Source organism: Limnohabitans sp. TEGF002 (assembly GCF_055395845.1).
This window is the reverse complement of sequence record NZ_AP029224.1, coordinates 1668960-1693109: the sequence shown is the minus strand read 5'-3', so window position 1 is coordinate 1693109 and position 24150 is coordinate 1668960. Positions and strand designations below refer to the sequence as shown.

The 24150-nt window shown below is 59.9% G+C and carries 20 protein-coding genes; 1 reads left to right on the top strand and 19 read right to left on the bottom strand.

Annotated features, from left to right (window positions below; all coding sequences use genetic code 11):
- Window positions 1-15: 15 nt before the first annotated feature.
- The 11 genes from der to ACZ5SR_RS08360 form a co-directional block, all read right to left on the bottom strand.
- Complete coding sequence (der, locus tag ACZ5SR_RS08410; RefSeq protein ID WP_464448311.1) at window positions 16-1356, bottom strand: ribosome biogenesis GTPase Der; 1341 nt, start codon at window positions 1354-1356, stop codon at window positions 16-18.
- Between the two features lie 19 nt (window positions 1357-1375).
- A complete protein-coding gene (gene bamB, locus ACZ5SR_RS08405; protein WP_464448310.1) occupies window positions 1376-2509 on the bottom strand; it encodes an outer membrane protein assembly factor BamB in 1134 nt (377 codons plus the stop codon).
- Entirely contained in the window at window positions 2509-3180 is a 672-nt protein-coding gene (locus ACZ5SR_RS08400) for a YfgM family protein (protein ID WP_464448309.1), read from the bottom strand. Before ACZ5SR_RS08400 ends, bamB begins: the two co-directional genes overlap by 1 nt.
- A 24-nt stretch (window positions 3181-3204) precedes the next feature.
- Window positions 3205-4533 carry a histidine--tRNA ligase gene (gene hisS, locus ACZ5SR_RS08395; protein ID WP_464448308.1) on the bottom strand — a complete coding sequence of 443 codons (1329 nt, stop codon included), beginning with the start codon at window positions 4531-4533 and terminating at the stop codon, window positions 3205-3207.
- The gene (gene ispG, locus ACZ5SR_RS08390; protein WP_464448307.1) at window positions 4530-5801 is read right to left on the bottom strand and encodes a flavodoxin-dependent (E)-4-hydroxy-3-methylbut-2-enyl-diphosphate synthase; all 1272 of its coding nucleotides are present in this window, start codon (window positions 5799-5801) and stop codon (window positions 4530-4532) included. Before ispG ends, hisS begins: the two co-directional genes overlap by 4 nt.
- Window positions 5798-6733: a helix-turn-helix domain-containing protein gene (locus ACZ5SR_RS08385; RefSeq protein ID WP_464448306.1), complete on the bottom strand. Its 936-nt coding sequence runs from the start codon at window positions 6731-6733 to the stop codon at window positions 5798-5800. The genes ispG and ACZ5SR_RS08385 overlap by 4 nt, the downstream gene beginning before the upstream one ends.
- Window positions 6726-7877, bottom strand: coding sequence for a dual-specificity RNA methyltransferase RlmN (gene rlmN / locus ACZ5SR_RS08380; protein WP_464448305.1), 1152 nt, complete (start codon window positions 7875-7877; stop codon window positions 6726-6728). Before rlmN ends, ACZ5SR_RS08385 begins: the two co-directional genes overlap by 8 nt.
- A gap of 32 nt (window positions 7878-7909) precedes the next feature.
- A complete protein-coding gene (gene ndk / locus ACZ5SR_RS08375; protein WP_464448304.1) occupies window positions 7910-8335 on the bottom strand; it encodes a nucleoside-diphosphate kinase in 426 nt (141 codons plus the stop codon).
- 126 nt (window positions 8336-8461) lie between these two features.
- On the bottom strand, window positions 8462-9670 hold the full coding sequence (locus ACZ5SR_RS08370) for a pseudouridine synthase (RefSeq protein WP_464448303.1): 1209 nt from the start codon (window positions 9668-9670) through the stop codon (window positions 8462-8464).
- Complete coding sequence (gene scpB / locus ACZ5SR_RS08365; protein ID WP_464448302.1) at window positions 9667-10449, bottom strand: SMC-Scp complex subunit ScpB; 783 nt, start codon at window positions 10447-10449, stop codon at window positions 9667-9669. The genes ACZ5SR_RS08370 and scpB overlap by 4 nt, the downstream gene beginning before the upstream one ends.
- Window positions 10450-10588: 139 nt before the next feature.
- The gene (locus tag ACZ5SR_RS08360) at window positions 10589-11590 is read right to left on the bottom strand and encodes an RluA family pseudouridine synthase (RefSeq protein ID WP_464448301.1); all 1002 of its coding nucleotides are present in this window, start codon (window positions 11588-11590) and stop codon (window positions 10589-10591) included.
- Between the two features lie 52 nt (window positions 11591-11642).
- Here ACZ5SR_RS08360 and ACZ5SR_RS08355 point away from each other — a divergent pair, with 52 nt between their 5' ends.
- On the top strand, window positions 11643-12449 hold the full coding sequence (locus tag ACZ5SR_RS08355; protein WP_464448300.1) for an outer membrane protein assembly factor BamD: 807 nt from the start codon (window positions 11643-11645) through the stop codon (window positions 12447-12449).
- Here ACZ5SR_RS08355 and ACZ5SR_RS08350 read toward each other — a convergent pair.
- From ACZ5SR_RS08350 to ACZ5SR_RS08315, 8 genes are all read right to left on the bottom strand, one after another.
- On the bottom strand, window positions 12415-14475 hold the full coding sequence (locus tag ACZ5SR_RS08350) for an ATP-dependent DNA helicase (protein ID WP_464451034.1): 2061 nt from the start codon (window positions 14473-14475) through the stop codon (window positions 12415-12417). The two genes, ACZ5SR_RS08355 and ACZ5SR_RS08350, sit on opposite strands and share 35 nt — an antisense overlap.
- A gap of 95 nt (window positions 14476-14570) precedes the next feature.
- On the bottom strand, window positions 14571-14789 hold the full coding sequence (locus ACZ5SR_RS08345) for a DUF465 domain-containing protein (RefSeq protein WP_464448299.1): 219 nt from the start codon (window positions 14787-14789) through the stop codon (window positions 14571-14573).
- The gene (locus tag ACZ5SR_RS08340; protein WP_464448298.1) at window positions 14786-15124 is read right to left on the bottom strand and encodes a hypothetical protein; all 339 of its coding nucleotides are present in this window, start codon (window positions 15122-15124) and stop codon (window positions 14786-14788) included. The genes ACZ5SR_RS08345 and ACZ5SR_RS08340 overlap by 4 nt, the downstream gene beginning before the upstream one ends.
- Window positions 15121-16218, bottom strand: coding sequence for a cell division protein ZapE (gene zapE, locus ACZ5SR_RS08335; RefSeq protein WP_464448297.1), 1098 nt, complete (start codon window positions 16216-16218; stop codon window positions 15121-15123). The genes ACZ5SR_RS08340 and zapE overlap by 4 nt, the downstream gene beginning before the upstream one ends.
- Before the next feature lie 113 nt (window positions 16219-16331).
- Window positions 16332-17759 carry a dihydrolipoyl dehydrogenase gene (gene lpdA, locus ACZ5SR_RS08330; protein ID WP_464448296.1) on the bottom strand — a complete coding sequence of 476 codons (1428 nt, stop codon included), beginning with the start codon at window positions 17757-17759 and terminating at the stop codon, window positions 16332-16334.
- Window positions 17760-17819: 60 nt separating this feature from the next.
- Window positions 17820-19070: a 2-oxoglutarate dehydrogenase complex dihydrolipoyllysine-residue succinyltransferase gene (odhB, locus tag ACZ5SR_RS08325; RefSeq protein WP_464448295.1), complete on the bottom strand. Its 1251-nt coding sequence runs from the start codon at window positions 19068-19070 to the stop codon at window positions 17820-17822.
- Window positions 19071-19114: 44 nt separating this feature from the next.
- Window positions 19115-21982, bottom strand: a complete 2868-nt coding sequence (locus tag ACZ5SR_RS08320) for a 2-oxoglutarate dehydrogenase E1 component (protein WP_464448294.1) — start codon at window positions 21980-21982, stop codon at window positions 19115-19117.
- A 226-nt stretch (window positions 21983-22208) separates the two neighbouring features.
- On the bottom strand, window positions 22209-24107 hold the full coding sequence (locus ACZ5SR_RS08315) for a propionate--CoA ligase (protein WP_464448293.1): 1899 nt from the start codon (window positions 24105-24107) through the stop codon (window positions 22209-22211).
- Between the last annotated feature and the right edge of the window lie 43 nt (window positions 24108-24150).

Sequence of the window (24150 nt, the reverse complement as noted above, 5' to 3'; positions counted from 1 at the left end):
CAATTTCCTCAAATCTCAACTGGATTCCTTGTCGGCATAAGGATTGGTGGATGTTTTCATCTCAATGCGCAAAGGGGTGCCGGACAAGTTGAAGGCTTTGCGAAAGCGCCCTTCCAGAAAGCGCTTGTAGGTATCGGTGACGTGTTCCAGCGAGTTGCCGTGCACCACGATCACCGGCGGGTTCATGCCGCCTTGGTGGGCGTAACGCAGTTTAGGCCGGAACATCCCTCCGCGCTGTGGACTTTGGAACTGCACGGCTTCGAGCAACAAGCGCGTCAAAATCGGGGTGCTCATTTTGCACATGGCTGCTTTGTGCGCCTGCACAATCGAAGCCCAAACCGGACCCAAGCCTTGTCGCTTCTTGGCCGAGATGAAGTGCATGTTGGCAAAGCTCAAGAACGGCAATCGTGTCTCAATGGAGCGCTGCACCAACTGGCGTTGGTATTCGTCCACCGAATCCCATTTGTTCACGGCCAACACCATGGCACGACCGCTTTCCAACGCATAACCCGCAATATGCGCGTCTTGGTCGGTCACGCCCTGCTCTGCGTCCAGCAACAGAAGTACCACGTTCGCAGATTCGATCGCTTGCAAGGTTTTGACCACCGAGAACTTCTCGATGGCTTCAAAAACTTTGCCCTTGCGGCGCAAACCTGCGGTGTCGATCAACTCAAACTTTTGACCCTGCTTTTCAAACGGAACCGAAATCGCGTCTCGCGTGGTACCCGGCATGTCAAACGCGACCAAGCGCTCTTCGCCCAACCAGGTGTTGATCAGGGTGGACTTGCCCACGTTGGGGCGCCCCGCCACAGCCAACTTGATGACCGATGGATCATCTTCGGTTTCTTCAGGGTCATCGGGCAGGTTCAGCGATTCAAACGCCAACTCCACCAATCCGCGAGTGCCTTGGCCGTGCGCGGCCGAAATGGCGATCACCTCACCCAGACCCAGCTCGTAGAACTCGGTCAGCTGGATGCCTTCGAGCATGCCTTCGGCCTTGTTGGCCACCAGCAAACAGGGTTTGCCGATCTTGCGCAAATATTTGGCGATGTCGTGGTCTTGTGCTGAGAGCCCACCACGTGCGTCCACCACAAAAATGACGATGTCAGCCTCCGCCACGGCCTGCTGGGTCTGCTTGGCCATCTCTTTGTAAATGCCGCTGCTGGCGTCGGGCTCGAAACCACCGGTGTCGATCACAATGAATTCTTGCCGACCTTGTTTGCCATTGCCGTAATGGCGGTCTCGGGTCAGCCCCGCAAAGTCGGCCACGATGGCGTCCCGGCTCTTGGTGAGGCGGTTGAACAACGTGGATTTGCCCACATTAGGGCGGCCAACGAGGGCCAGTACAGGTTTCACTTAAAAATTTTCCGATCCATCATTCAGGGCGAAATCCAAAGACGCCCCCGGCACGTGTCACCACCACCAAAGTCTGACCAGCGACCACAGGCTTACCGGTGATGGCACTGCCATCCGTGCTCAAACGCTGCAAAGCCTGTCCATCCTGCCGAGACAGGAAATGCAGCAAACCATTGTCATCGCCCACAACCACCGAGCGGCCCAAGACCAAAGGCGCACTCAGACCGCGAAATCGCAAGGCGTCCTGCGTCCAAGCAGGCTGTCCGCCCTGACGCTGCCATGCCAGCACCTTGCTGTCGGACTCAACGCCATACACCAGCGTGTCATCCCCATCCAGGCCTTCATGGCCTTGTGCTGGGCGTGTCCACAAAGTGGTGCCCCGATTGGCATCCACGCAGGCCACAGAGGACTGGAAGGCGCGCACGCACAGGGTTTGAGCTTGACGGCTGGCCCCGGCGACCAGGTCCACCAAGCGCTCTACTTCATTCGTGCCACGCGACGAGCCCACCAGGGCTTCCCAAAGAACGCCGCCAGTATTGGGGTTCAGAGCAGCCAAACGACCACCCCAACCCGCCAGCAAGGTATCGCCAAACGACATCAACAAACCGGCTTGCTGCAACACGAGGGGATCTCCGGTGCGCTGCTGGCTCCAGAGTTTCTGGCCCGAAGCACCGTCGAGCGCGGTGACCGCACGGTCCGCCGTCAACACGAACACGCGGGCACCAGCGACCACAGGTGCGGTGTAAGACAAGGCTGGCAAACGGTAGCGCCAAACGACCTTGCCCGACTCAATGGCAACCACCTCGTTGCTTCGGGTAATCACCGCAAAACGCTGACCGTCACCGCTGATACCCGCCTGGATGGGGCTGTCAAGTTGGAGTCGCCAAACGTCTTTGCCACTGGAGGCATTGATCAAGGCCACCTGCCCTTGGGTGGAAGCCACCGCCACCTGATCGCCGTGCACAGAAGCGAACAAGGGAGAAGTGACTGGACCCACGGTGCTGGACCAAGCTTTTTGCACGGCCACTTGGCCACTGACTGCGGGCAACGCGGATGGCTTCGGTTTATCGGGCGAACTGGAGCAGCCCGCAATCGACAAAGCCAAGGCCCCCAACAAGGCCCAACGGGGCCAGGTGTGTGAAAAAACAGTCATCACTTTGATGTCTCCAAAACAGCAGCCGCATCAGGATCGATGCCCAAGGCATTGAGTTTGGCTTGAACCAAACGCCGGTAATCAGGGGTGTCCGCCAGTTTTTTCCAGGCTTGCTGGTATGCCGCAATGGCTTCGCCGCTCTGACCTTTGGCCTGCAGCACATCGCCGCGCAAGTCGGCGGCCAAGCCCGACATCTCGGGCGTGAATTCCAAAGCCAGTTGCTTCAAAGCCTCGTCATAGGCCTTGGCATCGAGCTGCAATGCCGCCAAGCGCAAACGCGCAATGTCTCGGTAGGCTTTGTCAGATGCGCCATTGGCCACCCAACTCAAGGCCTCGCGAGCGGCTTCGGTTTTGCCTTGTGCATGCAGTGCTTTGGCCGCCAAGAGGGCTGATTGCTGGGCAAACTGGGTTCGTCCAAACTTGTCTTTCATGTCGGCGAGGCTGCGTTCCACTCGGGTGACGTCCCCCGAGGCGACGGCACGTTCGACTTCGTCATACAGGGCAGCGGCCTTGGCGGCCTGAGTTCGCTCCCAGTACTGATAACCGTTCCATGCGGCAAAGCTGCCCAAAACAACGATCAGCACCCAGGAGATCAGATTGCCCCAGGTCTTCCAGAAGTGCTTGATCTGGTCAAGTTGTTCTTGTTCATCAAGGTCGAGTGCTTTGGCCATGGTGTGTCTGATGCTGATTGCGCTTTAAAGCGGAGATTGTAGGCTCTGGGCCCAGTCGGTTACTGTGCTCAAAGACTCGGTGCGTTGAGCCCCGGCTCCGTCACGCAGGGATTTGACCGCCACCTGGCCCTTGGCCAATTCTTCGGCCCCAAAAACCAGGGCAAAACGGGCACCCGAGCCATCGGCTTTTTTGAATTGGGACTTCATGCTGCCCATGCCGTCACCACTGCCGGCGTGCATTTGGGCGGACACACCCTGCGCACGCAAGGTTTGCAGCACCTGCATGGCTACAGGCAAGGCAGCCGTTTCAGGAATGATGGCGTAGACATCGGGGGCCAGCTCAGGCAAGGCCTCGCCCTGCTCCTTGATCAGTTCGAGCACGCGCTCAACGCCCAAAGCCCAACCCACGGCGGGTGCGGGCTTGCCGCCCACTTGTTCAATCAGATAGTCGTACCGGCCACCGCCGCAGATGGTGCCTTGCGAGCCCAAGCTGGTGGTGATGAACTCGAACACGGTGAGGTTGTAGTAATCCATGCCGCGCACCAAGCGCGGGTTGATGCTGTAGACCACGCCGTTGGCATCCAAAATCGCTTTGACCGCGTTGAAGTGGGCCAGCGAAGCTTCACCCAGAAAATCAAGCAGACGCGGCGCTGACTCGACCACGCTTTGCATGGCCGGGTTCTTGGTGTCCAGAATGCGCAAGGGGTTGCTGTGCAGTCGGCGCTTGGCTTCTTCGTCCAGCACATCGCTGTGCTGCTCCAGGTGCGCGATCAAGGCGGCGCGGTGGGCTTGGCGCTCAGCGGGTTGACCCAGACTGTTGAGCTCCAGGCGCACGTCTTTCAGGCCCAACACCTTCCACAGGTCATTGGCCAGCAAGATCAGCTCGGCATCGACCTCGGGGCCACCAAAACCCAGCACCTCGGCACCGATCTGGTGGAACTGGCGGTAGCGGCCGCGCTGCGGGCGCTCGTGGCGGAACATGGGGCCCATGTAGTACAGGCGTTTGCCGCCTTCGTACAGCAGGTTGTGCTCGACGACCGACCGCACCAGCCCGGCAGTGCCTTCGGGGCGCAAGGTGAGTTGCTCGCCATTGAGACGGTCTTCAAAGGAGTACATCTCCTTTTCAACGATATCGGTCACTTCGCCCAAGCCGCGCACAAACAAGGCGGTGGGCTCGACAATGGGCAAGCGTACATTGCGGTAGGCGTAACGGGCCATCAAACTGCGGACTTGGCCTTCCAACCACTCCCAGCGGGCAGAGTCAGGCGGCAGGATGTCGTTCATGCCCTTGACGCCCACCAACTTCTGGGCTTTGACTGTCTTGGCCGTGTTTTCTTTCACCGATTCGCTCATTTTTTCTCAGCAGATCCGGAACCAAAACGGTTCTCAATGTAGTTTTCAACCAGCCCTTGGAAATCTTGCGCAATGCCTTCACCACGCAAGGTCAGGCGTTTTTCGCCGTCAATGAAAACGGGCGCAGCGGGCGCTTCACCGGTGCCAGGCAGGCTGATGCCGATGTCAGCGTGTTTGCTTTCACCGGGGCCGTTCACGATGCAGCCCATCACGGCCACCTTGAGGTTTTCCACCCCCGGGTAACGCGCACGCCAGACGGGCATTTGTGCCCGCAAAAAGTCGTCAATTTGTTTGGCCAGCTCCTGGAAGGTGCTGCTGGTGGTGCGGCCGCAGCCAGGGCAAGCGGTGACGCTGGGCACAAAGATGCGCAAGCCCAGCGACTGCAAAATCTCGGACGCGATCACCACCTCTTGCGTGCGGGCTTCGCCTGGCTGAGGTGTGAGCGAGACACGGATGGTGTCGCCGATGCCTTCTTGCAGCAGCACCGACAAAGCGGTGGCCGAAGCCACTGTGCCCTTGGTGCCCATGCCCGCTTCGGTCAGGCCCAGGTGCAAGGCGTAGTCGGTGCGGCGGCCGAGCTCGCGGTAGACCGAAATCAAATCCTGCACGCCCGAGACCTTGCAAGACAAGGCAATTTGGTCTCCATTGAGGCCCATGGCTTCGGCACGCTGGGCCGACGAAATGGCCGACGAAATCAGCGCCTCGTACATGACCTGACGTGCTTCCCAAGGGTTGGCACGTTGGCTGTTGGTGTCCATCAGGTCGGCCAACAACTCCTGGTCGAGGCTGCCCCAGTTCACGCCGATGCGGATGGCCTTGTTGTAGCGCATGGCCGCTTCGATCATCTGGCCGAACTGCACATCGCGTTTGTCGCCCTTGCCCACGTTGCCGGGGTTGATGCGGTATTTGGACAGTGCCTCGGCACACGCCGGGTAGTCGGTCAGCAGGCGGTGGCCGTTGTAATGGAAATCACCAATCAGCGGTACGTCAATGCCCATTTTGTCGAGCTGGTCGCGGATGTGCGGCACGGCTTCGGCGGCTTCTGGCGTGTTGACGGTGATGCGCACCATCTCTGAGCCGGCAATCGCCAGCTCCTTGACCTGGATGGCCGTGCCAATCACGTCCACGGTGTCGGTGTTGGTCATGGACTGCACGCGCACCGGGGCACCACCGCCCACGGTGACGATGCGTGAGCCCCAAACCACTTTGGACTGACGGCTTTTGCGCTGGACGGGCACAGCAATGGCGATGGGAGATGGAGCGCTCATGGTTTCACCTCAAAACGGGCGACGTTGACTTTGGTGTGTGGGATCAGGTCTAAAGGCTGACCCTTGAAACTCACCTGGATGGCATCCGCCCGACCGACCACCACGGAGACAGGCTGGGGCGCTTGCAAGCGTTTTGAATCGCCGGTATTGAGCACACCATTCCATAAAAGCTGGTTTTGGCTGTCCCGCACTTCAATCCAACTGGTATTGAGGGCACTGAAGAGCAATTCAGGCACTGGCGCAGCAGAGGTCACCGCGGGAACCGAGGCTGCTGCTGCGGGCATGCCAGCTGTACCGGGAATGACCGTCGGCAAGGGGACTGGGCCACCCTGCCCCCCTGAAAGCGAAGGATCGGTGATTGCCGGTGCGTTTTGAGGGCTGGCGTCAGCAGCAACTGCCATGACATTCGTGACCGGTTCAGACTTTGGCTCGGGCCCGGGCGAGGCCACGGCAGCAGTCACTGCATCGAGCCAAGCCCATTGTGAAGGGTGAGGCGCCCAAATCAGGACGGCGATCAAGACGACCATGGCACCAGCGGCCCACCAGGCTTTCGTGGACACACCGGCTGATGCCCTGCGCACACGCCCAAGGTCAGCAGGGGCCGCATAGGCATGGCGCACAGCACCATGGGGCTCCAAATAATTGGCAGACATGGGCATCAAAGCCAAAATCGGGGCAGGGTCGACGCGCAATTGGCGGCACATGCTGGCAGCCAAGGCTCGGGCAAAAACTGGGCTTTGGTTTGCAGGGTATTGGTCGGCTTCTAAAGCTTCCAACTGACGCACAGGCACCTTCAAGTTAACCGACAAGACCGCCAGATGCACCCCAACTTGCTGACGTGCGGCCTTCAACAAAGCACCCGCCGTTGAGGGAGAGATGGTCGCGCCCTCAGGCGTTAGCAAAATGGTGTCCGCATTCGTGTTGTCAGGCATCACCGGGCTCCTGGGATTGAACAGAGGAAGCAGGCACCAGTCGGATGGTGCGCTGCTGCGCCATGCGATTTTGCACCTGGGTGCGGTCTTTCACGTCACCGGCCAACTGGCCGCAGGCCGCATCAATGTCGTCACCCCGAGTTTTGCGCACGGTGGTGACCAGCCCAGCATCCTGCAGCTGCTTAGCAAAGGCCTGCACGCGGGCCTGAGGTGAGCGCAGCAAGCCGGAAGCCGGAAAGGGGTTGAAGGGAATCAGGTTGAATTTGCAGCGCAGGCCCTGACGGGCGTGTTTTTGCACCAGATCAATCAGGGCGCTGGCATGCTCAGGCTGGTCATTGACACCATCGAGCATGCAGTATTCAAAAGTGATGAAGTCGCGCGGGGCATGGGCCAAGTAGCCAATACACGCCTGCATGAGTTCATCGAGCGGGTATTTACGGTTGAGCGGCACGAGGTTGTCGCGCAGCGCATCAAAAGGCGCGTGCAATGACACCGCCAAAGCCACTGGGCAATCGCCCGACAAACGCTCGATCATGGGCACCACGCCCGAGGTGGATACCGTGACGCGTCGGCGCGACAGACCGTAGCCGTGGTCGTCGAGCATGGCGCGAAGTGCGGGCACCAAAGCCGAGTAATTTTGCAAGGGTTCGCCCATGCCCATCATCACCACGTTGGAGATGACGCGCTCTTCGGTTTGGAGGTGCTTGCGCAAGAAATGTTCAGCGAACCAGAGCTGGGCCAGGATTTCACCTGTGGTGAGGTTGCGGCTGAAGCCCTGGTGGCCCGTTGAGCAAAAGCGGCAACCTACCGCGCAGCCGGCTTGTGAAGAAATGCACAGCGTACCCCGATCGTCTTCAGGGATGAACACTGATTCGATGGCGTTGCCATCGCCCACGTCAAACAGCCACTTGATGGTGCCGTCGGTGGAGATGTGCTGGCTGATCACGGGCAAGGCAGAAACATGCGCGTGAGATTGGAGCTTTTGGCGCAAGGACTTGGCCAAATCGCTCATCTGATCAAAATCAGCAGCGCCCCGCTGGTGGATCCAGCGAAACAACTGGGTGGCCCGAAAACGCTTTTCGCCCAGCCCCTCACAAAAAACGGCCAAACCTTCCAGGTCGAATTCGAGAAGGTTGGCCGTCATGGGGTCAAGGTCGCGCTGGGGCCGCGACGCTATCAGCGTGGGTAAACGTTCATGCCAGCGAAGAAGAAGGCGACTTCAGCGGCAGCAGTTTCGGGAGCGTCAGAACCGTGCACAGCGTTGGCGTCGATGCTGTCAGCAAAGTCAGCGCGGATGGTGCCAGCGTCGGCTTTCTTAGGATCGGTTGCGCCCATCAGGTCACGGTTCTTAGCAATGGCGTTTTCGCCTTCCAGAGCCTGGATCATCACGGGACCGGAGATCATGAAGTCAACCAAGTCCTTGAAGAAAGGACGTGCACTGTGCACAGCGTAAAACTGTTCGGCTTCGCCGCGCGACAAGTGCGCCATACGGGCAGCGACCACTTTCAGGCCAGCAGCTTCGAAACGGGCATAGATTTGACCGATGACGTTCTTGGCGACTGCGTCGGGCTTGATGATGGAGAGGGTGCGTTCGATGGCCATGGTAATTCCTGTAACGAAAGGGTTTTTAAAAGCAATTTTGCCCTGCGGCAAAGCCATCTATTCTAACCTGAGCGGGCCTGCCAAAAGGCAGTCTTTTGGCACATGGCCCCATGGAAAAGGCTGGAATCAGCGGCTGCGCCCTGCGCCGCCCCGACCGCCTCGGCCAGGACCGCCCGGGGCTTTTTTCAAACGATTGAAACTCTCGGCGCCAATGTACTTGGCCTCGCTTTTCGGGCCATCCGACTTGGCATGCAAACCCGATCCACCGGGAGCCTGGTTGGGTTTGGCCGCCGGCTTGGCCCGCGGCACAGCGGTGCCCGCCCTGCCCTGACCTCCTGTGCGTGGGCGGCGATCGTTGCGGTCGGTGCGTGAGACCGGGCGCGGCGCAGGGGCACGAGTCCGGTCGAGCGTGCCCGCAGCCCGCATGAGCGCACGGATATCGGACTCGTCGAGTTCAAGCCATGCGCCGCGGCGTAAGCCATGCGGCAGCACCATGGCACCGTAGCGGATGCGGATCAGACGGCTGACCGCGTGGCCGACAGCTTCCATCATGCGGCGAACCTCGCGGTTGCGGCCTTCAGAGATGGTGACGCGGTACCAGCAGTTGGAGCCTTCGCCACCGCCGTCCTCGATCGAGCCGAACTGGGCTGGGCCATCGTCAAGGTTGACACCATCGAGCAGTTTTTGCTTTTCGTCTTTGCTGAGTGCCCCGAGAACGCGGACCGCGTATTCACGCTCAAGGCCAAAACGCGGGTGCATCAGCTGGTTGGCCAATTCACCCGAGCTGGTGAACAACAAGAGGCCTTCGGTATTCAGGTCCAAACGCCCCACCGACTGCCATTTGCCGTTTTGCAGACGTGGCAGTTTGCGAAACACCGAGGGACGGTTTTGCGGATCGTCATGGCTGACGATCTCGCCAGCGGGCTTGTGGTAAGCGATCACACGTGCGGGCGGCGGGTCAATCCGGATGTGGATCGGCTTGCCGTTGACCTTGATTTGGTCACCATATTGGACGCGCTGGCCCACGTGGGCGGGCTCATTGTTGACCGAAATACGGCCCTCGGCAATCAGCTTTTCCATCTCCAGGCGTGAACCCATGCCCGCTTGGGCCAACACTTTGTGCAGTTTGGGCGAATCGGTCTGAGGCGCCAAAACACGCTTGCCCAAATCAATGGCAACGTCTTCGGTGGCTTCTTCGTCATCGAATTGCCCCGACACCACATCGGCCAACTCAATGGGCTTGTAAACCGACTCGGCAGGTTCGCCCATCTTGGGTCGGCGGGCTGGAGTGTCAGGTGATGACGAGCGCTTGTCGTCTTGCGGATCTTGATTCATGTATTGGAAGACGCTTCGCCATGCAGCGGACGGTCAGGGTGGTTATCTGATTGCGCAGACAGGCTAGGATCATCGCTGTGATCGGAAAGAGCGCTCGGCGCGCCCGAAGGTTCGTTCAAGCCGACCGTTTCGGCCGGAAATGGGCCTTCGTCCGAGTCGGCCACGATGGGCATCTCGAACGGCAAGGCGTTGATGGCGTCTTCAAGCGACAAGGAGGGCTGAACCGGCAAGTCATCCACCAGACCGGACAAAGCCGAGGTCTGTCCATCGACTTGGGAAAGCATAGGCAACTGATCGAGGGCAGACAGACCCAAATCGTCCAGAAACTGGCGCGTCGTGGCATACAGCCCGGGCCGACCAACGGTCTCACGGTGGCCGATGACTTCGACCCAACCCCGGTCTTCGAGTTGCTTGAGGATTTGCGAGTTGATGGTGACGCCACGGATGTCTTCCATGTCGCCCCGGGTCACTGGTTGACGGTAGGCAATGATGGCCAAGGTTTCCAGCACGGCGCGGGTGTACTTGGGAGGCTTTTCGGGGTGCAAGCGATCGAGGTAAGTGCGCAACTCGGGGCGACTCTGAAATCGCCAGCCGCTGGCCACGCGGATGAGCTCCAGACCCTTCTGAGCCCATTCATTTTGCAGGTCTTGCAGCATTTGCCGCAGGGTGTCGGCCCCGAGCGCATCGTCAAAAAGCACGCGCATGTCGCGCAATGACAAAGGCTGACCCGCCGTGAGCAAGGCCGTTTCCAGGACACGCTTGGCTTGCGCCGTATTCATGTGTCGATCTTTCGGGAAAAAGACGCCTCACGGCGTCAAAGGTGCAGAGGTCATGGTCGCTTCTGCAAAGAAACAACCCCGTTCTGGAGGGCATAGACCACTGGCCAGGCCCTGGATGCGCCCAAACCGGTGATTCGGCTCAAGCTCCCTGAGTGGGTGCATTGTAGCTGAGGCCCCAATCTGACAATGCCCGAGTCATGTCATTGGGCAAAGGCGACCGGATGTCGATCATCTGACCGGTGATGGGGTGTACAAAAGCCAAGTGCCAAGCGTGCAGGGCTTGTCGTTCCATGCCCGCAGCTTTGGCACCGCCGTACACGGCGTCGGCCAGCAAGGGGTGGCCGATGTGGGCCATGTGCACCCGGATTTGGTGGGTGCGTCCGGTATGCAGGGTGCACTCGACCAGACAACCGAGCGCATGGCTGTCCAGCACCTCGATGGTGGTAGCGGCCGTCTTACCAGACTGGTGGGTCAAATCGACCACCGCCATCCGCAGGCGGTTGACGGGGTCACGGCCAATGGCCGCCTCGACGGTACTGGGCGAAGGTGAGACCCATGCTTTGTGCCCAATGGCCAGGTACTGGCGACGCACGTCTCGCGCAGCAATCAGCTGGACCAGCGCATCCATGGCCTGGCGCGTGCGAGCCACCACCATCAAGCCGCTGGTGTCCTTGTCCAAGCGATGCACAATGCCCGCCCGGGGCACCTCACTGGCCAGTGGATCCAGCGCCAACAAACCATTGAGCAGCGTGCCGCGCCAATTACCGGGTGCTGGGTGAACCACCAGCCCTGCAGGCTTGTTGATCACACGCAGGTGGGCGTCTTCATACACCACATCGATGGGCATGTCTTCCGGCACAAAGGCCTGCGACTGGGGCGTGGCCCGCAGAGTGACCACCACCTGATGACCGAGCCGGACTTTGGTCGACACCTTGGTGACCACACGCCCGTCGATCAGTGCATCGCCCTGCTCGATCAGTTGCTGCAAATAACTGCGTGAAAACTCGGGCACCATTTGCGCCAAAGCACGGTCCAGGCGCTGGCCATGCAAGGCCACTGGGACCTGACGGGTCCGCACCTCCTCGTCTGATGCCTCCAGCACACGCTCGCCATCGTCAAGCAAGGCAGAGGGCTCATCCATTTCGGGGTCGGTCGATATAATCAAGGCGTTCAACAGTACAAGGGTGTCACAGATGCGAAGCTTCAGATTATCGATGGTTCCAGCTGGCCTGGTTTTGGCAGCGGGACTGTTCCTCACGGGCTGCGCCAACACCACCAAGGATGTCACGGCTGGCTGGACCCCCGAAAAAATCTACGCTGAAGCGCGTGACGAAGCCAATGCCGGCGCCTGGGACAAGGCCATTGGCTATTACGAAAAGCTCGAAGGCCGTGCTGCTGGCACCGTTATGGCGCAACAAGCCCAGCTCGACAAGGCCTATGCCCAATACAAAACCGGCGACAAAATCCAGGCCATCGCCACGCTGGACCGCTTCATTCGTTTGCACCCGGCCAGCCCAGCGCTGGACTATGCGATCTACCTCAAGGGTTTGGTGAACTTCAACGACAACTTGGGCTTGTTCTCGTTCCTGACCAAGCAAGACTTGTCCGAGCGTGATCAAAAAGCGGCCAAAGACTCCTACGAGTCCTTCAAAGAGCTGACCACACGTTTTCCCGAGTCCAAATACAGCTCCGAAGCACGCCAGCGCATGCTGCACATCGTGAACGCCCTGGCGGCCTACGAAGTGCACGTGGCCCGCTACTACGCCAGCCGCGGTGCCCATGTGGCTGCGGTCAACCGCGCTCAACAGGCGATTGCCGAATACCAAGGCGTGCCAGCGGTCGAAGAAGCTCTCGCGATTTTGGTCAGCTCCTACGACGCCATGGGCATGAACGCTCTGCGAGACGATGCCAAGCGTGTTCTGGAAAAGAATTTTCCCCAGTCCGATTACCTCAAGGCCGAAGGGGTCAAGAAGTCATCGAGTTGGTGGCGTCTGTGGTGAGCTGACGCAAAGTCGACAAAAATTCGGCATGCCCGCTCAGGCGGCGCATTTCCGGCAGTCCGCGAACCAGCCTGCGGCCATACGACATGGTGGCTAGGCGTGTATCGCACACCACCAAAACACCCCGGTCGGTTTCACTGCGGATCAAGCGCCCTGCGCCTTGCTTGAGGGACACCGCGGCTTCTGGCAGCGCATGGTCGGCAAAAGCGCTGCGACCTTCGCGTGTGATCCGTTGACTTCTGGCCTCAAACAGGGGGTCACCCGGCGGCGGGAAGGGCAGCTTGTCGATCACGACCAGCTGCAAAGCCTCACCGGGCACATCAAAGCCCTCCCAAAATGAGGCCGAGGCCACCAGAACACAACCCGCACGACCATCTCCGCCACCTTCGCGAAAGCGCTCCATCAAGCGCCGCTTGGGACTTTGTCCTTGCACCAGCACTTCGACGTTCGCTGACGGGTCCAGGCGGGTTTGCAAATATTCTCCAATGCTGCGCATGGCGTTCAGTGTGGTGGTCAGCACCAGGGTTCTGCCGCCCAGCAACTCCACGGCTTCGACCACCAGCTGCGCCACATGCCCCGCGTGCCCGGGGTCTCCCGGTTTGGGCAGGTGCTCGGGCACGTACAGGGCCGCTTGTTGGGCGTAATCAAACGGACTGGTGACTTGCATGACCTGCGCAGATGTCAGGCCGCAAGGCTCGGTGAACCATCGCAAACTGGGTTCATCACCCAAGGTGGCCGATGTGAAAATCCAGGCGCGTTGGCCGACACCCACACCAGCTTCGCTGCTGCCCTGCATCGCATTGGACGAACCAGGCGCGCCGATGGATGCATGCCGGGGGTCGCCCGCCATCAAGGCCTCCAAAGAGTCCGGGTCTGGCATGTGCTGGCTGCCAGCATCACTGACACCCAAGACTGGGGACACTGCCCCAGGTTTGGTCAATGCCGAGAAAGCTTGGGCGATGTCCAACGGCGATTCGATCAAGCGCAGCTGAGCGCTGACTTCGGCCCAACGTACCCCTTCAGGATCGGGCGCTTGCGAGAACAAATGCGCTTTTTGGGCCAACTCGGTGGCCCGTTCGTGTAAGCGCTGAAAATCCGGGGCCAGCTCAGTGACCATCTCCAAACCCGTTTGCAACTGCCCCAAAGCCTGGACCAACTGTGCCAAAGCGGAGGTCCAATCTCCAGCCTCGACGCCCTCGGGAATGGCCTCGGTCCAGCGCAAACGCACCGAGCCCCGGTGCATGCCCGCCGCCAAGCGCAAATCGCGAGATGTTTTTTCCAGTCGGTCGGCCAGGGCATGCCAATCCACCAAACCCCGCGCCAATTGCAAACCGGTGGCCAGCACGTCGCGGGACAACTCCAGCAACTGCACGGTCGAAAATTGCTTGCCCAAGAAGTTCACACCAATCTCGTTGAGCTGGTGCGCTTCGTCAAAAACGGTCACTCGCACCGTGGGCAACAACTCGGCCACACCGGATTCGCGTACCGCCATGTCGGCAAAAAACAAGTGGTGGTTGATGACGACCACGTCCGATGCCATCGCCTCTTTGCGCGCCAGGTTCACATGGCATGCGCGGTAGCTGGGGCAGCTGGAGCCCAAACAGTTGTCGCGTGTAGACGTGACCAGCGGCCACAAGGCAGAACGCTCGTCCAGGCCCGTCAGCTCGGCCATGTCACCCGTGCGTGTAGATTGGGACCATGTTTCGATCTTGGCCAGTGCCTTCTGCGCACCTGGCTGAGCCGACTCGGCGCTGTGCCTGGCTTGCTGCATGCGGTGCAAACACAGGTAGTTGGATCGACCCTTGAGCAAGGCCACTCGAATGGGAAGCCCCAAAACTTCGACCAGACGCGGAATGTCGCGGGAAAACAATTGGTCTTGCAGTGCCTTGGTCGCCGTGGACACCAAGGCCCGCTGACCGCTGAGCAGAACCGGCACCAGATAGGCATAAGTTTTGCCCACGCCCGTGCCCGCCTCCACCACCAGCTGGCCGCCCTGCTCCAGGGTTTGCGTGACGGCCATCGCCATGTCGGTTTGCCCTTGACGTGGCTGAAAACCAGGCACCGACTGGGACAATGCGCCATGGCTGGACAGGGTTTCGGAGACCCTTTGCAGCAGCAAGCTCAAGCAGGCTCCTTGGGCTCAAGCATCCATTGCAACCTGGCCATTTGGTCACGCAAAGCCAAACGCCTTTTTTTGAGCCGCCGCAGCAAAAGCTCGTCCAAAGGCTGCGCAGCGAGCACCGCTTGGTCTATCAAAGCGTCCAGATCAGCATGCGCCATCTGGCATTCGATCAACTGGCGCTGGGGCGAACGCAGATCTTGGGCAGAGGCGTCCATCATGGCGGCGTGGGCTGACCCGTTTGCTTGCCTTGCAAGCGCAGATCGCGCTGCTCGGTTCGCCACTGACGCTCTTGGGCATTGAGCAGCAGATCTTGTTGACGCAAGGGCTCGAGTGCGGCCCGACGGATTTTCCGGGCGTCACTCAGGCAGGCGTTGACAGCAAATTTTTGCCAACAGGCTTTGGCTTCTTGCTCATAGACTGCCATGACCTCAGCACGTTGGCTGGCCAGAGCTTCCCGTTGCACGCAGATGAACTCAGGCTCACCCACCAAGGATTGTGCGCCCAGCCAGGACGTCGTCAACGCGGTCAAAGCCGCCAATGCAAAGTGTTTCATGTGAGGTGTGTGTCCACGGTCCGATGCTCAAGCGCCAAGAACTCGCTCGACTGCATCTCGTGCAGGCGCGACACTGTGCGCGGAAACTCATGTGACATGGGCCCAGAGGTGTACAGCCCTTCGGGGGGCACCGCCGCTGACATGATCAGCTTGACCCGGCGGTCGTACAGCACATCGATCAACCAAGTAAAGCGCCGCGCCTCAGACGCCATGCTGACGGGCATGTGGGGCACATTGCTGAGCAGCACCGTGTGGTACTGCGTAGCGATTTCAAGGTAATCGTTTTGCGAACGCGGACCGCCGCAAATGGCACGAAAATCAAACCACACCACATCCCCCGCGCGGCGCTTGGCAGTGATTTCGCGCGCTTCGATGTGGAGCACTGGGTCTTCGTCCGGGCCGGTGGCGAGGCGGTTGAAGGCGTCGTTCATCTCGGCATCGGCCTGCTCGCCCAAGGGCGAGTGGTACAGCTTGACCATCTCCAGCGTGCGGCGGCGGTAGTCGGTGCCGTTGTCCACATTCAAAACCTGCATGCGCTGGTTCAGCAAAGCAATCGCGGGCAAGATGCGGTCGCGGTGTAAGCCGTCGGGGTACAGGCCATCGGGTTCGAAGTTGGAGGTGGTGACAAAGCCCACGCCGTTGTCAAAGAGCGCTACCAGCAAGCGGTGCAAGATCATGGCGTCGGTGATGTCGGCCACATGAAACTCATCGAAGCAAATCAACTGGTAACGCTTGGCCATGCGTTTGCCCAATTCGTCCAATGGATTAACGGTGCCCTGGATCACGGTAAGTTCTCGGTGCACCTCGCGCATGAACTCGTGAAAGTGCAAACGGGTTTTGCGCTCAATCGGCACAGCCGCAAAAAAGCAGTCCATCAAAAAGCTCTTGCCGCGTCCCACCCCGCCAAACATGTAGACCCCCTTGGGGATCTCCGGGCGGCTCAGGAATTTACCCAACAGGCCCGAGCGCTTGGACTTGTAAGCCGCCCACTCGCTGGCGCAGCGCTCCAGCGCCTCAATCGCCCGCAATTGCGCGGGGTCGCTTTGATAGCCCCGTTTTTGGAGTTCTTCTTCGTAAACTGCACGAACGGACATGGGTGGCTTGCTCTTCAATTCAATAACAAAACCCGGGACCAGGCCCGGGTTTTCAGGGATGCGGAACTTTAACCCAACTCACCCGAAACCGCAGTTCCGGGGGTGTCAAAGACTCAGAAGTTCAGCGTGCGCTTGTCCACCGCCAAAGCAGCCTCTTTGGTCGACTCGCTCAAAGACGGGTGGGCGTGGCAGATGCGGGCAATGTCTTCTGCGCTGGCGCGGAATTCCATGGCCACCACAGCCTCGGCGATCAGCTCGGAAGCTTGTGGGCCCACGATGTGCACGCCCAAAATTTCGTCGGTGGTCGCATCGGCCAGCATTTTCACCATGCCGGTCGTGTCGCCCAAGGCGCGGGCACGGCCGTTGGCCAAGAACGGGAACGAGCCCGCCTTGTACGCCACGCCATCGGCTTTGAGCTGCTGCTCGGTGCGGCCCACCCACGCAATTTCGGGGCTGGTGTAGATGACCCAAGGGATGGTGTTGAAGTTGACATGACCGTGTTGGCCCGCAATGCGCTCGGCCACAGCAACGCCCTCTTCCTCGGCTTTGTGCGCCAGCATGGGGCCGCGCACCACGTCACCCACCGCCCACACGCCGGGCAGGTTGGTTTTGCAATCCGCGTCCACCACAATCGCGCCGCGCTCGTCCAACTGCAGGCCCACGGCTTCGGTGTTCAGACCGATGGTGTTGGGCACGCGGCCGATCGAGATGATCAGCTTGTCGGCGTCCAGCACCACGGCTTCGCCCTTGGCGTTGGTGTAGTTGACGGTGACGCCCTTCTTGCCGTTGACGATTTCGCCAACCTTCACGCCCAGCTCAATCTTCAGGCCTTGTTTGTCAAACGCCTTTTTGGCTTCCTTGGCGATTTGTTCGTCCACAGCCCCGAGGAATGTGGGCAGACCTTCGAGGATGGTCACGTCAGCGCCGAGACGACGCCAAACCGAGCCCATCTCCAAACCGATCACGCCAGATCCGATCAAGGCCAGCTTCTTGGGCACAGCACCCACGCGCAAAGCGCCATCGTTCGACAACACGTTGACTTCGTCAAACGGTGTGCCGGGCAACGCACGGGCGTTGGAGCCGGTGGCGATGATGATGTTTTTGCCGGTGATCACCTCTTCCGTCTTGCCTGCCACCTTGATCTCGTAGCCGCCTTCAGACTTGCTCGCAAAGCTGCCGCGACCGTGGAAGAACGTGACCTTGTTTTTCTTCAGCAGGTACAAGATGCCATCGTTGTTTTGCTTCACAACGTTGTCCTTGCGGGCAATCATCTTGGCCACGTCCATCTTCACGCCCGTGGCGCTGATGCCGTGCTCGGCAAAGTGGTGGTTGGCGTGGTCAAAATGCTCGCTGGACTGCAGCAAAGCTTTAGAGGGAATGCAACCCACGTTGGTACAGGTGCCGCCGGGGGCTGGGCCACCGGTTGCGTTTTTCCACTCGTCGATACAGGCGACTTGGAAACCGAGTTGGGCAGCGCGGATGGCTGCGATGTAGCCACCGGGGCCACCGCCGATGACAACGACGTCGAATTGTTTGCTCATGGGAAATGCCTTCTGGATGAAAAACGCCCCCTGGGCAGGGGGCATTCAAAACAAGGGGTTTTAGATGTCGAACAGGAGGCGTGCTGGGTCTTCCAGCGCTTCCTTCATGGCGACCAAGCCCAAGACAGCTTCGCGGCCGTCGATGATGCGGTGGTCGTAGGACATGGCGAAGTAGTTCATCGGGCGAACCACGACTTGGCCGTTTTCCACCATGGCGCGGTCTTTGGTCGCGTGCACGCCCAAAATGGCCGACTGGGGTGGGTTGATGATGGGTGTGGACATCATCGAGCCGAAGGTGCCGCCGTTGGAGATCGAGAAAGTGCCGCCGGTCATTTCTTCCAGGCCCAGCTTGCCGTCACGCGCTTTCACGCCAAACTCGGCAATTTTCTTTTCGATGTCGGCAAAGCTCATCTGGTCGGCGTTGCGCAGAATCGGCACCACCAAACCACGGGGCGAGCCCACCGCGATGCCGATGTCGAAGTAGCCGTGGTACACGATGTCGTTGCCGTCCACCGAGGCGTTGAGCACAGGGAACTTTTTCAGGGCGTGCACAGCGGCTTTGACAAAGAAGCTCATGAAGCCCAGCTTGCAGCCGTGCTCCTTCTCGAAGCGCTCTTGCATGCGCTTGCGCATCTCCATGACGGGGGCCATGTTGATTTCGTTGAACGTTGTCAGGATGGCGTTGGTCGACTGCGATTGCAGCAAACGCTCGGCCACGCGGGCACGCAGACGCGTCATGGGCACGCGCTGCTCTGGGCGCTCGCCCAAGTCTGGGGCAGCAGCTGCCACCTGGGGCAGAGACTTGGTGGGCACGCCGGTCGGGATCACGGCGGCGGTGGACTTGACACCACCGGCCACAGCCGCCAGCACATCACCTTTGGTGACGCGACCGTCTTTGCCCGTACCAGGCACCGAGCCAGAGGCCAGGCTGTTGTCGGCCATCAGCTTGGCTGCGGCGGGCATGGCCACACCGGCCATGCTGGTGCTGGCAGCAGCAGGCGCTGCGGCCGGAGCCGATGCTGCAGCTGGAGCAGCGGCAGCAGCAGCAGGTGCAGCGGCAGCAACTTTGCCGTCGGTGTCGATGCGGGCAATCAGCTGCTCGGCGGCCACGGTGGCGCCATCGCCCTGGATGATTTCAGACAAAACACCTGCCGAAGGTGCGGGCACTTCCAGCACGACTTTGTCGGTTTCGATCTCGATCAGGATTTCGTCAGCTGCAACGGTGTCGCCGACTTTCTTTTTCCACTGCAGCATGGTGGCTTCAGCCACGGACTCGGACAGTTGGGGAACTTTGACTTCTACGATAGCCATTTTGAATTCTCTTTAAGGTTGTAACGCGAGGTTGTTTGGGTCGATCACTTGGTCAGCACGAAGCCCTTGAGCTTCGCAAACGCCGCTTCGATCAGGGCTTTTTGCTGGTCCTGGTGCAGGTGGGAGTAACCCACCGCTGGCGACGCAGAGGCGGCGCGACCGGCATAACCGAGCTTTTGGCCATCCTGCATGTTTTCGTGGATGTTGTGCTGGATGAAGAACCAGGCACCCTGGTTCTGTGGCTCGTCCTGGCACCACACGATGTCGGTGGCATGGGGGTACTTCTTCAACTCGGCTGCAAAGGCCTTGTGTGGGAAGGGGTAGAGCTGTTCGACGCGGATGATGGCCACATCGTCGACACCCTTGGCCTCGCGGTGCTTGACCAGGTCGTAGTACACCTTGCCTGAGCAAGCCACCACGCGCTTGACCTTGTCGGCCTTGATGGCTTTGGTCTCACCGATCACGGTCTGGAAGCTGCCCTTGGTGAACTCGGACACGGGTGAAGTCGCATCCTTGTTGCGCAACAGCGACTTGGGTGTGAAGATGACCAGGGGTTTGCGCAGGTCACGCACCATTTGACGACGCAGCACATGGAAGATCTGGCTGGCCGTGGTGGGTTGCACCAGTTGCATGTTGGTGTCGGCTGCCAACTGCATGAAGCGCTCCACGCGGGCTGAACTGTGCTCAGGCCCTTGGCCTTCGTAGCCATGCGGCAGCATCAAAGTCAGGCCGTTCACACGACCCCATTTGACTTCACCCGAGGCAATGAACTGATCGATGACCACCTGAGCGCCGTTGGCGAAGTCGCCGAACTGCGCTTCCCAGATCACCAACGTATTGGGATCGTTCGAGGCGTAGCCGTACTCAAAACCGAGCACAGCCTCTTCGGACAGGATCGAATCGATGACGACAAACGGCGCCTGCTTGTCCGAGACGTTTTGCAAGGCCACATAGGTGCCGGTGTCCCACTTTTCGCGCTTTTGGTCATGGATGACCGCATGACGGTGTGTGAAGGTGCCACGGCCACTGTCTTCGCCCGACAAGCGCACAGGGTAACCACTGGCCACCAAAGAGGCAAAAGCCATGTGCTCGCCCATGCCCCAGTCCACCGGAATGTCGCCACGGCCCATGGCGGCGCGGTCGTCGTACACCTTTTTGACCAGCTGGTGCGGTGTGACCGACTCAGGGATGGTGGTGATCTTTTCGGCCAGACGCTTCCAGTCTGCCAAAGGAATCGAGGTGTCCCCCGCATCGGTCCACTTCTTGCCCATGAAGGGCGCCCAGTCCACGGTGAACTTGGTTTTGAAGTTGGTCAACACGGGTTCGGTCGTGTTTTTGCCAGCGTCCAAGGCAGCGCGGTAGGCCTTGGCCATGTCATCGCCCAAGGTATCACCCAAGCCCTGAGCGGCCAGCTTGTCGGCAAACAACTTGCGGGTGCCTGGGTGCGTGCCAATTTTCTTGTACATCAGTGGCTGGGTCAGCGCAGGGGTGTCTTGCTCGTTGTGTCCCAATTTACGGAAACAGACCACATCCAGCACCACGTCTTTTTGGAACGTCATGCGGTATTCCAAAGCCAGCTGGGTGGCCAACACCACCGCCTCTGGGTCATCTCCGTTGACGTGCAACACAGGGGCCTCGACCATTTTGACGATGTCGGTGCAGAACACGCTCGAGCGCATGTCGCGCGGGTCAGAGGTGGTGAAACCGATCTGGTTGTTGATGATGATGTGCACCGTGCCGCCAGTGGAGTAACCACGGGTTTGGGCCAAAGCAAAGGTTTCCTGGTTGACACCTTGACCGCCGAAAGCGGAGTCACCGTGCACCAGCACGGGCAAGACTTGCTTGCCCAGCGGATCGTCACGGCGGTCCATGCGGGCGCGCACAGAGCCCTCGACCACGGGGTTGACGATTTCCAGGTGCGAAGGGTTGAAGGCCAGCGACAGGTGGACGGGGCCACCAGCGGTGTTCACGTCCGAGCTGAAGCCTTGGTGGTATTTCACGTCACCAGCAGGCAGGTCTTCAGGGGCGGTGTGGTCGAACTCGGCAAACAGGTCCGCAGGCAGCTTGCCCATGGTGTTGACCAGCACGTTCAGACGGCCGCGGTGGGCCATGCCGATCACAACTTCCTGCACGCCTTGCGCACCGGCTTGCTGGATCAGCTCGTCCATCGCCGCGATGAAACTCTCGCCGCCTTCGAGCGAAAAACGCTTTTGGCCCACGTATTTGGTGTGGAGGTAGCGCTCCAGGCCTTCGGCCGCGGTCAGGCGGTCGAGGATCTGTTTTTTCTTCTCGGCCGTGAAATTGGGCTTGCTGCGGATGCTTTCGAGCTTTTGTTGCCACCAGCGCTTTTCAGCCTGCTCGGTGGTGTACATGTACTCAGCGCCCAGGGTGCCGCAATAGGTTTCGCGCAGCGCATTGAGCAGCTCGCGCAAGGACATGCGGTTCTTGCCGAAGAAGGTGTTGCTGGTGTCGAACACGATTTCGTGGTCGGCATCGGTGAAGCCAAAGAAAGCGGGGTCGAGGTCAGGAATATTGGGGCGCTCGGTGCGCTTGAGCGGGTCCAGATCGGCCCAACGCTGGCCCACGTTGCGGTAAGCGGCAATCAGCTGCTGAACGGCGGTGCGCTTGCGGCCCATTTCGGCATCGGCACTGGCCATGACGACTTTGGTGCCGCCGGACTTGGCGCGCTCGGCAAACGCATTGATGACGGGCAGATGCGGCACGTCTTTGGCATTGGTGCCATCAACGGCGGGGACGTGCTGGAGGGCGTCAAAGTAGTCGCGCCATGAATCGGGGACGCTGCCTGGATTGGCCAGGTAGTTTTCGTACATCTCTTCGACGTAGGGTGTATTGCCCCCGAAGAGATGGGTATTGCCTGAGTAGGCAGAGTAGACGGAATTTGTCTCGCTCATATTTCGCTGACCTCCGTTTCCCTCTGGGAAACATAAGTTGGTTGATTTTTACCTTCCGCGACACGGCTGAACCGGTTGGCGGATGCGACTGTGGCAGGGGAAGGGCCTGAGTACAGCGCGCATTGTGCCACGCCTTGTCCGATACCAAACTTACACCCGCACCAACAAGGTGTGCACGAGGTTTTTGGGGCAAAAAAAGACCCCGACAATGCGGGGTCCAGAATCGTCAGCCCTTGATCTGATCCACGATCTGCTGCAAAGCAGCCGGATCGTCCATGGTGGTCAGGTCGCCCGGATCGCGCCCTTCGGCCACAGCCTGAATCGCCCGGCGCAGCAACTTGCCGCTGCGCGTCTTGGGCAAGGCCGAGACAAAGAACACACGCGATGGACGGGCCACAGCGCCGAGTTGGCTGTCCACCACCTTCATGACTTCGCCTTCGAGCTTCAGGCGTGCCGCCGCATCGGTCAGGCCAGAAGTGTCTTTGGCGATGGCAAACGCCATGGCCACCTGCCCTTTGAGCTGGTCGGCCACACCGACCACCGCCACTTCGGCGATGTTGGGGTGGCTGGAGATGCTTTCTTCGATCTCGCGGGTGCCCAAACGGTGACCGGCGACGTTGATCACGTCGTCCGTACGGCCCAAAATGAAGTAGTACCCGTCTTCGTCGCGCACCGCCCAGTCGAAGGTGCTGTAGACCAGCTTGTTGGGCACGGTTTTCCAGTAAGTTTTGACGAAACGGTCGTCGTCGCCCCAGATGGTTTGCAGGTTGCCGGGGGGCAATGGGCCTTCAATGGTCAAAACGCCCTTCTGGTTGGCGCCGGTGAGTTCTTCACCGGTTTGATCGTCGACCAGCTTGACGTTGTAGCCGTAAATGGCTTTGCCAGGCGAGCCAAATTTGCTGGGCGCTTTTTCCACGCCGTTGCAGATGCTCAAAATCGGCCAGCCGGTCTCGGTCTGCCAGTAGTTGTCGATGATGGCTTTGCCGTTGAGGCCTTCAGAAATCCATTTGGCGGTGGGCTCGTCCAAGGGCTCACCCGCCAGGAACAGCGCCTGCAGGCTGGACAGATCGTATTTGGTGAGCAGTGCCGGGTCTTGCTTTTTGAGCACACGGATGGCCGTGGGCGCGCTGAACATGACCTGGACTTTGTACTTCTCGACCAGGCTCCACCAAATGCCGCCGTCGGGGCGAATCGGCAGACCTTCGTACAGGATGGTGGCCATGCCGCCGATCAGCGGGCCGTAGATGATGTAGCTGTGGCCCACCACCCAGCCGATGTCGCTGGTGCAGAAGAATGTGCCACCGGGCTTGCCCTCGAAAATATTGGGAATGCTGGCGGCCAGGGCCACGGTGTAGCCCCCGGTGTCGCGCTGCACGCCTTTGGGTTTGCCAGTGGTGCCCGAGGTGTAGAGGGTGTAGCTGGGATGGGTTGCATTGACCCACTCGCATGGCACCACCGCATCCATGTGTTTGGCGCGCTCGGTGGCGTAATCCACATCACGGCCAGCCACGGGGGTGAAGGCGGCAAGTTTTCGGTCCACCATGATGACGTTGGCGGGTTTGTGGGCCGACAACTCGATGGCTGCGTCCAAGAGCGGTTTGTAAGGCACGCCCTTGCCGCCACGCGAGCCCGCGTCGGCGCTGATGATGACTTTGGGCGAAGCGTCTTCGATGCGGGTGGCCAGTGAGTGAGAAGCAAAACCGCCAAACACCACCGAGTGGATGGCCCCAAGGCGCACGCAGGCGAGCATGGCAAACGCCGCTTCCGCGATCATGGGCATGTAAATCAGCACGCGGTCGCCTTTGACCACGCCCAGGTCTTGCAAGATGGCGGCCATGCGCTGCACTTCGGCGTGCAGCTCACGGTAGGTGTAGGTTTTTTCCTGATCGGTCTCGGTCGACACAAAAATCAGTGCAGGCTGATCGGCACGCTCGGCCAGGTGGCGGTCAACAGCGTTGTGGCAGAGGTTGGTTTGACCGCCCACGAACCACTTGGCAAAAGGCGGGTTGCTGTAGTCGCAGATTTGCTGGGGCTGGACTTTCCAGTCCACCAGTTTGGCCTGCTCAGCCCAGAATGCGTCGCGGTCATTGATCGAGCGCGCGTGAAAATCAGCAAATTTGCCCATGAAAAGTCTCCTGATGTCCCAACATGAAGAAAAAGCATTGGGG